Origin of the sequence: Pseudomonas sp. zfem005 (assembly GCF_032621735.1) — a bacterium.
Lineage (GTDB): Bacteria > Pseudomonadota > Gammaproteobacteria > Pseudomonadales > Pseudomonadaceae > Metapseudomonas > Metapseudomonas solani.
In genome coordinates, this window is record NZ_JAVYJE010000006.1 from 198241 (window position 1) to 211990 (window position 13750).

11 protein-coding genes are annotated in these 13750 nt (G+C 63.4%); 4 read left to right on the forward strand and 7 right to left on the reverse strand.

Going from position 1 to position 13750, the window contains the following annotated elements; translation table 11 throughout:
* Positions 1-38: 38 nt before the first annotated feature.
* Genes pilP through RTW82_RS15340 form a run of 4 tightly spaced genes read right to left on the reverse strand, consistent with a single transcriptional unit; the run spans position 39 to position 2822 of the window.
* Positions 39-563: a type 4a pilus biogenesis lipoprotein PilP gene (gene pilP, locus RTW82_RS15325; RefSeq protein ID WP_316925696.1), complete on the reverse strand. Its 525-nt coding sequence runs from the start codon at positions 561-563 to the stop codon at positions 39-41.
* 2 nt (positions 564-565) lie between these two features.
* Positions 566-1189 carry a type 4a pilus biogenesis protein PilO gene (gene pilO, locus RTW82_RS15330; protein ID WP_316925613.1) on the reverse strand — a complete coding sequence of 208 codons (624 nt, stop codon included), beginning with the start codon at positions 1187-1189 and terminating at the stop codon, positions 566-568.
* Positions 1186-1758 (reverse strand): PilN domain-containing protein, encoded by a 573-nt coding sequence (locus RTW82_RS15335; RefSeq protein ID WP_043245820.1) that lies wholly within the window; start codon positions 1756-1758, stop codon positions 1186-1188. The genes pilO and RTW82_RS15335 overlap by 4 nt, the downstream gene beginning before the upstream one ends.
* A complete protein-coding gene (locus tag RTW82_RS15340) occupies positions 1758-2822 on the reverse strand; it encodes a pilus assembly protein PilM (RefSeq protein WP_316925614.1) in 1065 nt (354 codons plus the stop codon). The genes RTW82_RS15335 and RTW82_RS15340 overlap by 1 nt, the downstream gene beginning before the upstream one ends.
* Positions 2823-3006: 184 nt before the next feature.
* On the opposite strand from RTW82_RS15340, the gene RTW82_RS15345 reads away from it, so the two are divergent.
* The gene (locus RTW82_RS15345; protein ID WP_271661372.1) at positions 3007-5427 is read left to right on the forward strand and encodes a penicillin-binding protein 1A; all 2421 of its coding nucleotides are present in this window, start codon (positions 3007-3009) and stop codon (positions 5425-5427) included.
* Positions 5428-5542: 115 nt separating this feature from the next.
* On the opposite strand, the gene RTW82_RS15350 is transcribed toward RTW82_RS15345, so the two are convergent.
* The 3 genes from RTW82_RS15350 to rpmE all read right to left on the reverse strand — a co-directional run bounded on the left by RTW82_RS15350 (position 5543) and on the right by rpmE (position 8774).
* The gene (locus tag RTW82_RS15350) at positions 5543-6811 is read right to left on the reverse strand and encodes a malic enzyme-like NAD(P)-binding protein (protein WP_271659255.1); all 1269 of its coding nucleotides are present in this window, start codon (positions 6809-6811) and stop codon (positions 5543-5545) included.
* A 99-nt stretch (positions 6812-6910) separates the two neighbouring features.
* On the reverse strand, positions 6911-8365 hold the full coding sequence (locus RTW82_RS15355; RefSeq protein WP_316925615.1) for a M48 family metalloprotease: 1455 nt from the start codon (positions 8363-8365) through the stop codon (positions 6911-6913).
* 196 nt (positions 8366-8561) lie between these two features.
* Positions 8562-8774 carry a 50S ribosomal protein L31 gene (gene rpmE / locus RTW82_RS15360; protein WP_003453200.1) on the reverse strand — a complete coding sequence of 71 codons (213 nt, stop codon included), beginning with the start codon at positions 8772-8774 and terminating at the stop codon, positions 8562-8564.
* A 162-nt stretch (positions 8775-8936) separates the two neighbouring features.
* On the opposite strand from rpmE, the gene RTW82_RS15365 reads away from it, so the two are divergent.
* The 3 genes from RTW82_RS15365 (at position 8937) to RTW82_RS15375 (ending at position 13750) form a co-directional block, all read left to right on the forward strand.
* On the forward strand, positions 8937-11156 hold the full coding sequence (locus RTW82_RS15365; RefSeq protein ID WP_316925616.1) for a primosomal protein N': 2220 nt from the start codon (positions 8937-8939) through the stop codon (positions 11154-11156).
* Between the two features lie 146 nt (positions 11157-11302).
* Complete coding sequence (gene argS, locus RTW82_RS15370; protein WP_316925617.1) at positions 11303-13042, forward strand: arginine--tRNA ligase; 1740 nt, start codon at positions 11303-11305, stop codon at positions 13040-13042.
* A 6-nt stretch (positions 13043-13048) separates the two neighbouring features.
* Positions 13049-13750 carry an SPOR domain-containing protein gene (locus tag RTW82_RS15375; RefSeq protein ID WP_316925618.1) on the forward strand — a complete coding sequence of 234 codons (702 nt, stop codon included), beginning with the start codon at positions 13049-13051 and terminating at the stop codon, positions 13748-13750.

Sequence of the window (13750 nt, forward strand, 5' to 3'; positions counted from 1 at the left end):
TGCAGACCGGTGTTTGTTGTTCATAAGTCACCCCGCCCTTAAGAGCGCTCTTTGAGCGTGAGACTGCGCGGGCGCTCCAGCCAGCCGCCCTCTCCGTCCGGGACTATCTCGACGACGTCAATCTTGGATTCATTGATAGCGATGACTTTGCCGTCATTGCGGCCCAGGAAATCGCCAACCCTTATTCGGTGCACCCCTCCAGCACCCCGAACAAGCGCAAACATGCCCCCCTCATTGGAAAGCGTGCCTACCATCTCGAATGCTTCGATATTGAAGCCCTCAAGGAATTGCTTGACCCGGGTTTCATCCGGATGCACATCCTTGCTGCCCTTTATCTTGTTCGCCAAGTCGATCTTGACCGGCGGCTGGAAAGGACTGCGCAAGGCCGCCGCGCTGTAAGTAAATGCCTCATAGGGCTGAAACTTCGGGAGCGGTTCGATCGAGCCCTTCGGACGAGCACGAACCTCATCCATGTACGCTTGAAGATCAGCGAAGTCACCGCTATTTCCGCAACCGGAAAGACTCGCCAACAGCAGACCAGAAAGAATAAGACGGGCGCTGATATTCATTTCTGCAGCCCCTTGTCGTTATAGCGATAGGTCTTAGCCAAGATACTCATACGCAGCTTGGAAGTGCTGTCAGCACCCGCTGGCGCAATGGTGAAATCATGCAACGTAACGATACGCGGCAGGCTGGCAACACCGCTGACGAAAGTTGCCAGGTCGTGGTAACTACCCACTACGGAGATCTGAATTGGCAGTTCGATGTAGAACTGCTGGGCTGCCTCAGGAAGTAATTTGATCTCTTCGAACTCAAGACCACTTCCCAGCCCGGTTCGAGTAATGTCCTCCAACAGGCCAGGCACTTCGGTATCGCTTGGCAGCTGGCGAAGAAGAGCCCCGAAGGAAGTTTCCATTTCCTTCATCTGGTCTTTATAGGCCTCCAGATTCGCTGCCTGGAATGCTTTGGTGGAGAATTGTTCCTTAAGCGCCAATTCTTCAGCTCTTTGTTGGTCGAGTTGCACCTCAAGATCCTTGAGGTGGAAGTTGTAACCTAGAGCGAGAATGGCAGCCATCAACAGCACACAGGCTATTGCCTTGACAGCAGCCGGCCAAGAGCCAACGTTATTGAAGTCAAGATCGTTCAGGTCGACCTTGCGCAAGCTTTCTAGGGAGTCAGCCAAGCTCATTTCTTGACTCCTTCTGCATCGACAGCAGGCTGGGTCTGCTGCACAGTCAACTGGAAGATATTCGCCTGATCGACAGCGCCGGCAGTTATTGCCTTCACCTCAGTCAGGTTCGGCGCTGTCAGCCACTCGGAGGCATCGAGATTACGCATCAGGTTCGAAACCCTGTTGTTGGATTCGGCCGCACCGACAATCGCAATACTCTGCCCTTTCATCGTCACGCCGCTGAAATAAACACCATCCGGCAGTGTGCGAACCAACTGATCGAACACTCGACCGATAATGGGGCGGTTGCCCTGCAGGTCCTGAATGATCTTCATCCGTTCAAGCAGTTGCTGACGACGGGTCTTGAGTTCGCTGATCTCCTTGATCCGCGTATCCAGCACGGCGATTTCCTTGCGCACGAACTCGTTACGCGCCTGCTGGTTCTCGATCTCGGCGTTCAGGTACTGATCGCCAAGGAACACCAGGCCAGCCGAAACCACCAGCACACCCGCCAGGGCCACGAGAAAGCGCTGCTTGCGCTCCTCGCGTAGCTGCTCCCGCCAGGGAAGTAGGTTGATGCGTGCCATCAGTCGAAACTCCTCATCGCCAGTCCGCAGGCAATCATCAGCGCCGGGGCATCACTGGCCAATGCACCCGCATTGACCTTGCCGCTCAGCGCCATCTCCGCGAAGGGGTTGGCAACCTGGGTAGGAGTGCCGATCTTCTGCTGGATCAGCCGATCCAGATCAGGAATGGACGCAGTACCGCCCGCCAGGAGGATGTAGTCGACATCGTTGAACTGACCCGCAGCGAAGAAGAACTGCAGCGAGCGAGACACCTGCTGGACCACTGCATCCTTGAACGGCTGCAACACTTCGCTGTCGTAGTCATCCGGAAGACCGCCCTGCTTCTTGGCAAGACCGGCTTCTTCCACGGACAGGCCATAGCGGCGCTGAATCTCCTCGGTGAGCTGACGCCCGCCAAAAAGCTGCTCGCGGCTATAGATGGTCCGCCCGTTGTGCAGAACGCTCAGCGTCGTCATGGTCGCGCCGATATCCACCACTGCAACGGTCAGCTCGTCATGGCCGCTGCCCAGCTGCGCAGCGAGCAGCCCATAGGCGCGCTCCAGTGCATAGGCTTCGACATCGACGACCTTGGCGGTCAGACCTGCCAGTGCCAGCGCCGCCTCACGGACTTCGACGTTCTCCTTGCGGCATGCCGCAAGGAGCACATCGACCCGCTCGGAGTTGCGCGAAGACACACCCTGCACCTCGAAGTCGATGGCGACTTCTTCGAGCGGGTAAGGGATGTACTGGTCCGCCTCGATCTTCAGCTGGTTTTCCAACTCGTCGTCGGAAAGACCGGCATCCATCTCGATGGTCTTGGTGATTACAGCGGAGCCCGCCACGGCAACAGCCACGGACTTGGAGCTGGATTTCGCCTTGCTCAGAACACGAGACAACGCCTGGCCGACCCCCTCCAGTTCGGCGATGTTCTTTTCGACCACAGCATTCGGTGGGAGCGGCTCGACGGCGTAGGCCTCTACCTTGTAGCGGCTTCCCGAGCGACTCAATTCAAGGAGCTTGACTGAGGTCGAGCTTATGTCGATCCCCAGCAGCGTATTCGCTTTCTTGTTGAAGAGCCCTAGCACGACCGATTTCCTATCAGCATCCGAGACTTACGGACGATTTATGTTTTTCCACATTAAATAACAGTCTTGACAGAAGCGCAAATGGCGACCCAGGAAAAAAAACGCTTATAATGTGAACAGTTTTTCCCTTTTAAGATCTGCTTCCGCTTAACTCATTCTTTTATCTGGAAATCCAAGAGCCTTGATACGCCTGCTGAAGTTTTTCTGGTGGTCCTGCGTCGCCGTTTTTTGTGGGCTGTTGCTCAGTTTCAGCGGCGCTTACCTCTACCTTAGCCCGACTCTTCCTTCTGTCGATTCCCTACGCAGCATCCAGCTGCAGATCCCGCTGCGCGTGTACAGCAGCGACGGCAAGCTGATCGCCGAATTCGGCGAGATGCGCCGTGCGCCCATCCGCTTCGCGGACATACCACCGGAATTCATCCAGGCATTGTTGGCTGCCGAGGATGACAACTTCGCCAACCATTATGGCGTCGACCTCACCAGCCTGGTGCGCGCTGCCACGCAATTATTGAAAAGTGGTCATATCCAGAGCGGCGGCAGCACCATCACCATGCAGGTGGCGAAGAACTATTTCCTCACCAGCGAGAGAAGTTTCTCCAGAAAGATCAATGAAATACTTCTCGCCCTGCAGATAGAACGGGAGCTCAGCAAGGATGAAATCCTCGAGCTCTACGTAAACAAGATCTACCTCGGCAACCGCGCCTACGGTATCGAAGCTGCCGCCCAGGTGTACTACGGCAAATCGATCCGTGATGTCAGCCTGGCGCAGATGGCGATGATCGCCGGCCTGCCCAAGGCCCCCTCGCGCTTCAACCCGCTCGTCAACCCTGCACGCAGCAAGGAGCGCCGCGACTGGATCCTTGGCCGCATGCTCAAGCTCGGCCGCATCGACCAGGCACGCTACGACCAGGCGATAGCAGAGCCGATCGACGCCAGCTACCACGTACCGACGCCGGAAGTGAACGCGCCCTATGTTGCCGAAATGGCCCGCGCCGAGATGGTCGGCCGCTTCGGCAGCGAGGCTTATACCGAAGGCTTCCGCGTCACCACCACAGTGCCGAGCGACCTGCAGGAAGCGGCCAACAACGCACTGCGCGGCGGGCTGATGGAATACGACCAGCGCCACGGCTATCGTGGCCCGGAATCACGCTTCCCCGGCATGACCCGCGAAAGCTGGACACAGGAACTGGCCAAGCAGCGAACCATTGGCGGCCTGGAGCCGGCGATCGTCACCCAGGTGGAGAAAAGCGGCCTCCTCGTGCTCACCCGTGGCGGCAAGGAAGAAACCGTCGGCTGGGACAGCATGAAATGGGCCCGCCCCTTCCTCAACACCAACAGCCTCGGCCCACGCCCCCAGCAACCGGCCGATGTCGCCCAGGTCGGTGACCTGATCCGCGTCCAGCGCCAGGCCGATGGCAACCTGCTTTTCGTCCAGCAGCCGGCAGCCCAAAGCGCACTGGTATCCCTGGATCCGCAGAACGGCGCAATCCGCTCCCTGGTCGGTGGCTTCTCCTTCGAGCAGAGCAACTACAACCGCGCGGTCCAGGCCAAGCGCCAGCCCGGCTCGAGCTTCAAGCCGTTCCTCTACAGCGCCGCCCTGGACAACGGCTTCACCGCCGCCAGCCTGGTCAACGACGCCCCCATCGTCTTCGTCGACGAGTACCTGGACAAGGTCTGGCGCCCGAAGAACGACAACAACACCTTCCTCGGCCCGATCCGCCTGCGCGAGGCGCTCTACAAGTCACGCAACCTGGTATCGATCCGCCTGTTGCAAGCCGTGGGCATCGAATACGCGCTGAACTACATCAGCCGCTTCGGCTTCAACAAACAGGAACTGCCCCGCAACCTGTCCCTGGCCCTGGGCACCGCCACGCTGACGCCCATGGAGATCGCCAGCGGCTGGAGCACCTTCGCCAACGGCGGTTACAAGATCCAGCCCTACCTGATCGATCGCATCGAAAGCCGGGACGGCAAGGTGATCTTCACCGCCAACCCGCCTTCCGTGCCGAAAGACGACGCGCCGGATACCGAGGTCGCCCAGACGGTCGCCGCACCAGACAGCCGCCTACCCAGCGTCGAGCATCAGGAGCCGGCGGTAGCCGAGCGCATCGTCGACGCGCGCACCACCTACATCCTCAACAGCATGCTGCAGGACGTGATCAAGCGCGGCACCGGCAGACGCGCACTATCCATGGGTCGTGGCGACATCGCCGGCAAGACCGGCACCACCAACGAATCCAAGGACAGCTGGTTCTCCGGCTACAACGCCGATTACGTCACCACCGTCTGGGTCGGCTTCGACCAACCGGAAAGCCTCGGTCGCCACGAGTACGGCGGCACCGTTGCCCTGCCCATCTGGATGACCTACATGAGCGCGGCCCTGAAGGACAAACCGGAGCACGTGCTGCCCGAGCCCGAAGGCATACTCACCCTGCGCATCGACCCCCTGAGCGGCCGCGCCGCCGCGCCAGGTGCACCCAACGCCTTCTTCGAACTGTTCAAGAGCGAGGACTCACCGCCGCCGATGAGCGAGTTCGACCCAGGCATGAGCGCCCCGGGCAGTCCACTACCCGCAGACGAAGCAGCACCCATCGATCTGTTCTGATCACGAGTGTCAACCAAGAGCCCGCCTCCATGACGGGCTTTTTGCTTCACCCCAGAACGAAATAGCAGCCAATAAAAAACCCGCCGTGAGGCGGGTTTTTTCATCGACTGACGGATCAACCGTTGAACACGTCATCCACCGACTTCAGCGGATAGTGTTTCGGGTAGGGCAGGGTCGCCACGCCGGACTCGATGGCAGCCTTGGCCACGGCATCGGAAACGATGGTGATCAGGCGCTTGTCCATGGGTTTCGGAATGATGTACTCACGGCCGAACTCCAGGGAGTCCACGCCGTAGGCATCACACACATCCTTGGGCACCGGCAGCTTGGCCAGGTCACGCAGGGCCAGTGCGGCGGCGATCTTCATCTCTTCGTTGATGCGGGTGGCGCGAACGTCCAGGGCACCACGGAAGATGAAGGGGAAGCCCAACACGTTGTTGACCTGGTTCGGGTAGTCGGAACGACCGGTCGCCATGATCACATCGTTACGGGTCGCGTGGGCCAGCTCCGGCTGGATCTCCGGATCCGGGTTGGAGCAGGCGAAGACGATCGGGTTCGGCGCCATGCGCTTGAGGTCTTCGGCGCTCAGCAGGTTGGCACCCGACAGGCCGACGAACACATCCGCACCTTCCAGCGCGTCCGAGAGGGTGCGCTTGGGTGTTTCATGGGCGAAGACCGCCTTGTACTGGTTCAGATCGTCGCGGCTGGCATGGATCACGCCCTTGCGGTCGATCATGAAGATGTTTTCGACCTTGGCACCCATGCTCACCAGCAGCTTCATGCAGGAGATGGCTGCAGCGCCCGCGCCGAGGCAGACGATCTTGGCTTCCGGCAGGCTCTTGCCGGCGATTTCCAGGGCGTTGAGCATGCCGGCAGCGGTCACGATCGCGGTGCCGTGCTGGTCATCGTGGAAGACCGGGATGTCGCACTGCTCGATCAGGGTGCGCTCGATCTCGAAGCACTCGGGCGCCTTGATGTCTTCGAGGTTGATGCCGCCGAAGGTGATGGAGATGCGCTTGACGGTGTCGATGAAGGCCTGGGGGCTCTCGGCGTCGACTTCGATGTCGAACACATCGACACCGGCGAAGCGCTTGAACAGCACGCCTTTACCTTCCATGACCGGCTTGGAGGCCAGCGGGCCGAGGTTGCCCAGGCCGAGGATCGCGGTGCCGTCGGAGATAACTGCCACCAGGTTGCCCTTGCCGGTGTACTTGAAGGCCAGCTCCGGATCGCGGGCGATCTCGCGGACGGGCTCGGCCACACCCGGGCTGTAGGCCAGCGACAGGTCGCGGGCGGTGGCGGTCGGCTTGGTCAGCTCGACGCTGAGTTTCCCGGGACGGGGCTGGGCGTGGTACTCGAGAGCGGCAGTTTTCAGATCAGACATTTTGGCATTCCGCTTTTACTGTTGTGACAGACGGACGGGCGAGGATACGCAAGATACCGGGGGGCGACAAGACTGTTCAGTCACGCTGCGTCAAGCCCTCTAACGTACGACTTTAAGCCAATCCCCCGCTTTCGGCTCACCGATTGGATACAAATTATTCATCAATCGGATACGATTTTCCAGCTCGACGGGATCCCCCGGCAAACCAGCGCCGCGAGCCATGCTCCTGATGGTTTCACCGGCCTTCACCTGCACCAGATGCAGCCGCAGGGGCTGGGCCAGGTTCTTCTCTTCGGGCTTGAGCGAGCGGAAGCTGTGGATGACGGAAAGGAAGTTCGCATCCTCCGTTTCCAGGGAGGCCCTTCCTCTCATCCCAGCGATAAAGAGATACGCCTGATCCCCTTTGAAGACGACAGCCACACGTCGGGCGGAATCGCCGGGAATCACCGCCGTCACGCCTATCACGCCATCCTTGCTGAAGGTCTCCTCCATCACCAGGCGCTGGCGGCCCGCGCGTTTGTGCAGCAACTCCGCAGGCGTCAGCCCCGGGGTGCGCTCCGCCAACTGCATGGCGATGAAGGCCTGCTGGTCAGCGGTGTGACCGATCAGCGCATCAGACCTGTTGATCAGCCCCCAGCCATCCGGGTAGCGCAGCGCGAAATCCAGGCCGACGTGATAGAACTGCTGCCCGCGCTGGATGCCCGACTCGGCGGAGTCACCGAAGGGCAAGCCCTCGATGGCCTTCAGGTAGGCATCACGATTCACCTCCTGCTGCCCACCGGCCAAGGCGCGAGCCGGCCCGACCACCTGCTGCAGGCGCGTGTCGTTATCCGGGTGGGTATCGAAAACGCCGTGGTAGCTGCCCGACTCGGGTACTTCCTGCCCCTTGCGCTTGGCCTCGTCGCGGGCGAACGCCTCCTGATTCTTCAGCACCTTGACCACCTCGATCATCGCCTGGGGGTCGTAGCCGCTGCGGGCCAGGTACTGTGCGCCGAGGCCATCGGCCTGCAACTCCATGTCACGGCCGTACCCCCGGACCATCGCGCCGCCCAGCACATTGGTCAGGTCGCCCGCAGCACTGACGCCGGTGCCGATGGCCACCGCCTGGCCAAGGATGTTCCAGGCCTGGGACTGGCTCTGCTGCTGCACGCTATGGCGCGCCGTGACGTGGCCCACCTCGTGGGCCAGCACCGCCGCCAGCTCCGCCTCGGAGTTCAGGTAGGCCATCAGGCCGCGATGTATATAGATGTAGCCGCCCGGCAGGGCGAAGGCGTTGATGTCCGGCGAGTCGACCACGGTGAAGATGTAATTGAGGTTGGCGCGATGGCTGTGCTTCGCCACGCGCTCGCCCACCCGCTGCACATAAGCCTGCAGCCGATCATCGGCGTAGCGCGGGTATTCCTTCTGGATCTGCTGGTTGTAGCGGCTGCCGAGGTCGAGTTCCTGGCTTTCGCTCATCATCACGAAGTTGCGCTCACCGGTGGCCGGGTTGACGGCGCAGCCGGTGAGGAGGGAGAGCAGCAGGCAGAGCAGCAGAATAGGCAAAGCGGGCATGGATCACCTCGGCGACCGCTCGCGCAACCACTGCGTCCTGCGGGGCTATGCGGTTTTTACGCTGCAGCCGGGGGCCGGTCAATCACCGCCCTTGCGCAGGGGCGGGCGAACACCGGAAACGAAAAAGGCGCCCATCGGGCGCCTTTCTCTGTACAGCTGGAAGGTTTCATCGAAGCCTTCCCGGCTATTCGGTCGCTTATTTGGCGCCGAATACACCGAAACGCTGCTTGAAGCGATCGATACGGCCGCCGGTGTCCAGGACTTTCTGCTTACCGGTGTAGAACGGGTGGCACTCGGAGCAAACGTCGAGGCTGATGTTCTTGCCCAGGGTAGAGCGGGTCTTGATGACGTTACCGCAGCTGCAGGTAGCTTCGATCGCTACGTATTCGGGATGGATTTCCGGTTTCATGGCTTGATCCTCAGGTCTGGCGTGCCGCCACCCGACCCTATGTCGAGCACCGCACGGAAACAGGCGCGAGATGATACCAGAGCTTCGCCATCACGCAAGTCGGCCGCCACGCCTGGCGACGTGCGGCCGTGCTAGGATCGCCGCGCCCATTCGGAGACCCCCGTGCCCAACGCCATCCTGCGCCTTGCCCTGCCCTCGCCCCTGCGCCGCCTGTTCGACTACCGCGCGCCCGCTGGCGTATCGGCCCGGCAGTTGCAGCCCGGCGTGCGCCTGCGCGTGCCCTTCGGCCGTCGCGAGGTAATCGGCGTCCTGGTGGAAGTGGCCGAGCACAGCGATGTCCCCGAAGACAAACTGCGCCCGGCCCTGGAACTGCTCGACCAGAAACCGCCGCTGCCCGCCGAGCTGTTCAAGCTCTGCCTGTGGACCGCCCAGTACTACCAGCACAGCCTCGGCGACACCCTCAGCTGGGCCCTGCCCGTGCTGCTGCGCCAGGGCGAGCCGGCCGAAGCGCGCCAGGAGCGCTTCTGGCATGTCAGCGAAGGCGCCCGCGCCGACGACCCGCGCCTGGCCCGCGCACCGCGCCAGCGACAGGCATTGACCACCCTCGCCCAGCACCCCCATGGCGTCGCCCACCAGTTGCTTGGCCAATTGCAACTGAACAAGGACAGCCTCGACCTGCTGCAGGAAAAGGGCCTGGTCTACATCGAGACACGCCGCAGCACAGCCGCGCCGCGCCACGAGCACTGGCTGGCCCAGGCCGAGCTGCCGCTCAACGCCGAACAGCGCGCCGCCTACGACGCCGTGTATTCCACCTTCGGCCAGTTCAATGCTTTTCTCCTCGCCGGCGTCACCGGCAGCGGCAAGACCGAGGTCTACCTGCAGCTGATCCGCGAGACCCTCGCTGCCGGCAAGCAGGCACTGGTGCTGATCCCCGAGATCAACCTCGGCCCGCAAACGCTGGAGCGCTTCTCCCGCCGCTTCAACGCACGCATCGCCCTGCTGCATTCGGCGGTCAACGACCGCGAGCGCCTCGATGCCTGGCTGGCCGCTCGCGACGGCGAGGCCGACATCATCATCGGCACCCGCTCGGCACTGTTCACGCCGATGAAGAACCCCGGCCTGATCATCATCGACGAGGAGCACGACGCCTCCTACAAGCAACAGGAAGGCCTGCGCTACCACGCCCGCGACCTGGCCCTGGTACGCGCACGCCAGGACAACATCCCCATCCTCCTCGGCTCCGCCACGCCTTCCCTGGAAAGCCTGCAGAACGCCCACGCCGGCCGCTACGGCCTGCTGCGCCTGACCCAGCGCGCCGGCGGCGCCCGCCAGCCGCGCTTCCTGCGCCTGGACATCAAGAGCCGGCCGCTGGACTCGGGCCTCTCTGGGCCGCTGCAGCAGGCTATCGAGCAGACCCTCAAGGCCGGCCAGCAGGTGCTGGTGTTCCTCAACCGCCGCGGCTTCGCCCCGACCCTGCTGTGCCATGACTGCGGCTGGATCAGCCAATGCCCGCGTTGCGATGCCCGGATGACCCTGCACCAGCGCTCCGGCGAACTGCGCTGCCACCACTGCGGCCACACCCAGCGCCAGCCCCGCGCCTGCCCGGACTGCGCCAAGGTCGACCTGCGCCCCGTCGGCGCCGGCACCGAGCGGGCGGAAGAGCGCCTGAACATCCTATTCCCGAACGTCCCCGTGCTGCGCATCGACCGCGACAGCACCGCGCGCAAGGACGCCATGAACAAACTCTTCGCCACCATCAACAAGGGCGAACCCTGCATCCTCGTGGGCACCCAGATGCTCGCCAAGGGGCACCACTTCCCCCGCGTCACCCTGGTGGCGATCCTCGATGCCGACGGCGGGCTGTTCTCCGCCGACTTCCGCGCCAGCGAGCGCATGGCCCAGCTCATCGTCCAGGTGGCCGGCCGTGCCGGGCGTGCGGAAGAACCGGGCCGGGTGATCATCCAGACCCACCTCGCCGACCACCCGCTGCTGGTGCAACTCACCGAGGAGGGCTACTTCGCCTTCGCCGAGCAGGCCCTGTCCGAGCGTCGTGCCGCCGGCCTGCCGCCCTTCGCCCACCTGGCGCTGCTGCGTGCCGAAGCGCACAAGCCCGGGCAGGCCGAGGAATTTCTCGATGCCGCCTGCGCCGAAGCGGAACATTTGCTCGCCGAACAGGGTCTGTCCGGCATCGAGTTGCTCGGCCCGGTGCCCGCCCCCATGGAGCGCCGTGCCGGCAAGCACCGTGCGCAGTTGCTGGTCCAGGCCAACGCCCGCGCCACCCTGCACCGCCTGCTGACGCCCTGGAGCCTGGCCCTGGAGCAGTTGCCCGGCGGGCGCAGCGTGCGCTGGTCACTGGATATCGACCCGATCGATCTTTTCTAGCGGCAGGTCGCGTTCCAGGGCCGCCGCCAAGGGCTTCCCACATGCGGCTTGGCGCTTGCCGCTTGAAGCTGCGGGCTCCGCGCACCGATAATGCCCAGTTTTCAACCAGCGCCCAGGCGCCGCCGCACACCGGCCGAGAGCAGAACATGAAAGACACCATTCGCCAGCTGATCCAGCAAGCCCTGACCCGTCTCGCCAGCGAAGGCGTGCTGCCCGAGGGCCTCAGCCCGGCCATCCAGGTGGAAAACACCAAGGACAGGACCCACGGCGACTTCGCCAGCAATATCGCCATGATGCTGGCCAAGCCGGCCGGCCTCAAGCCGCGCGACCTGGCCGAAAAGCTCATCGCCGCCCTGCCCCAGGACGACCAGGTAAGCAAGGTGGAGATCGCCGGCCCCGGCTTCCTCAACTTCTTCCAGAACACCCAGGCCCTGGCCCAGCGCCTGGACGCCGCCCTGGCCGATGCCCACCTGAATGTACGCAAGGCCGGCCCGGCCCAGCGCGTGGTCGTCGACCTCTCCGCCCCCAACCTGGCCAAGGAGATGCACGTTGGCCACCTGCGTTCCACCATCATCGGTGACGGCGTGGCACGCGTGCTGGAGTTCCTCGGCGACGAGGTGATCCGCCAGAACCACGTGGGCGACTGGGGCACCCAGTTCGGCATGCTGCTGGCCTTCATGCAGGAACAGCCGGTGGGCAGCGACGCCGAACTGGCCGACCTGGAAGGCTTCTACCGCGCCGCCAAGAAGCGCTTCGACGAGTCCAGCGAGTTCGCCGATCGCGCCCGCGAGCTGGTGGTCAAGCTGCAGGCCGGCGACGACGAGTGCCTGCGCCTGTGGAACCGCTTCAACGACATCTCCCTGAGCCACTGCCAGGCCGTCTACGACCGCCTGGGCGTGAAGCTCACCATGGCCGACGTCAAAGGCGAGAGCGCCTACAACGACGACCTGGCCAATGTGGTCGCCGACCTGCGCGCCAAGGGCCTGCTCACCGAGAGCGACGGCGCCCTCTGCGTGTTCATGGACGAGTTCAAGAACGCCGAAGGCGACCCGCTGCCGCTGATCGTGCAGAAGGCCGGCGGCGGTTACCTCTACGCCACCACCGACCTGGCCGCCACCCGCTACCGCAGCGGCGTGCTCAAGGCCGACCGCGCCCTGTACTTCGTCGACCAGCGCCAGGCCCTGCACTTCCAGATGGTCTTCGCCGCCGCGCGACTGGCCGGCTTCGTACGCCCCGACTTCGAAATGGAACACATGGGCTTCGGCACCATGAACGGCGCCGACGGCAAGCCCTTCAAGACCCGCGACGGCGGCACCGTAAAGCTGATCGACCTGCTCAACGAAGCCGAAGAGCGCGCCTACGCCCTGGTCAAGGAAAAGAACCCGGAGCTGAACGAGGCCGAGCTGCGCCAGATCGGCCAGGCCGTCGGCATCGGCGCCGTGAAGTACGCCGACCTCTCCAAACACCGCACCAGCGACTACAGCTTCAACTTCGAGCAGATGCTGAGCTTCGAGGGCAACACCGCGCCCTACCTGCTCTACGCCTACACCCGTACCGCCAGCGTGTTCCGCAAGCTGGGCAAGGGCATCGACGAGATCGGCGGGCAGATCATCCTCGCCGCCGAACAGGAGCAGGCCCTGGCCGGCAAGCTGGCGCAGTTCGCCGACACCCTCAACAACGTCGCCGCCAAGGGTGTACCGCACATCCTCTGCACCTACCTCTACGACCTGGCCGGCCTGTTCTCCAGCTTCTACGAGAACTGCCCGATCCTCGCCGCCGAGGAAGCAGCCACCCAGCAAAGCCGCCTGCGCCTCGCCGCGCTGACCGGCCGCACCCTCAAACAGGGCCTGGAGCTGCTCGGCCTGCAACCCCTGGAACGCATGTAACGGACTATGGCGAAGAAGAAAGCAGCACCCAAGCGCGGAGCCAGCCGCTACCAGGCACCGCCGAAGAAGCCGGTGCCGGGCTGGGTCTGGCTGGCGATGGGCCTGGTCATCGGCGGCTTCGTGGTCATGCTGATGAAGCTCGAGCCCGGTCGCGACGACATCCGTCGCACCAAGCCCGAGCAGCAGCAGGCGGCGAACGGCAAGCCGACGCCGCGCCCGCAAGCGGGCGGCCAGCAACAGCCCCAGGCGATGCCGGAGCCGACCAAGCCCAAGTACGACTTCTACACGCTGCTGCCGGAATCCGAAGTCATAGTGCCCCCGGACGCCATGCCCAAGGAAACGCCGCCGACCACGCCCACCCAGCCGGTGACGCCCGAGGAAGCCGCGAAGATCGACGCCGCCCGCGCCGAAGCCGCCCTGGCCGGGCAGGTGCCGCCGCCCCCGCCCACCGTGGCCAAGGCGCCGGTCACCCAGTTCTTCCTCCAGGCCGGCTCCTTCCGCAAGAAGGATGACGCCGACCGCGTACGCGCGCAGATCATCCTCCTGGGGCAGAACGTCCAGGTGGAATCCGGCACCGTGCGCGAGGAGACCTGGTACCGCGTGCTGGTCGGCCCCTTCGCCACCCGTGAGCAGTTGGCTGGCGCACAGAAACAGCTGGCCGGCAGCGGCTTCGGTAATCTCCTGTTGCAACAACGACAGGCACGCTGA

Bases quoted from the DNA above. Each gene is read 5' to 3' on its own strand.
- pilO (WP_316925613.1), bottom strand. From the start codon at position 1,189: ATGAGCTTGGCTGACTCCCTAGAAAGCTTGCGCAAGGTCGACCTGAAC.
- RTW82_RS15335 (WP_043245820.1), bottom strand. From the start codon at position 1,758: ATGGCACGCATCAACCTACTTCCCTGGCGGGAGCAGCTACGCGAGGAG.
- RTW82_RS15350 (WP_271659255.1), bottom strand. From the start codon at position 6,811: ATGTCTGATCTGAAAACTGCCGCTCTCGAGTACCACGCCCAGCCCCGT.
- RTW82_RS15355 (WP_316925615.1), bottom strand. From the start codon at position 8,365: ATGCCCGCTTTGCCTATTCTGCTGCTCTGCCTGCTGCTCTCCCTCCTC.
- rpmE (WP_003453200.1), bottom strand. From the start codon at position 8,774: ATGAAACCGGAAATCCATCCCGAATACGTAGCGATCGAAGCTACCTGC.
- argS (WP_316925617.1), top strand. From the start codon at position 11,303: ATGAAAGACACCATTCGCCAGCTGATCCAGCAAGCCCTGACCCGTCTC.
- RTW82_RS15375 (WP_316925618.1), top strand. From the start codon at position 13,049: ATGGCGAAGAAGAAAGCAGCACCCAAGCGCGGAGCCAGCCGCTACCAG.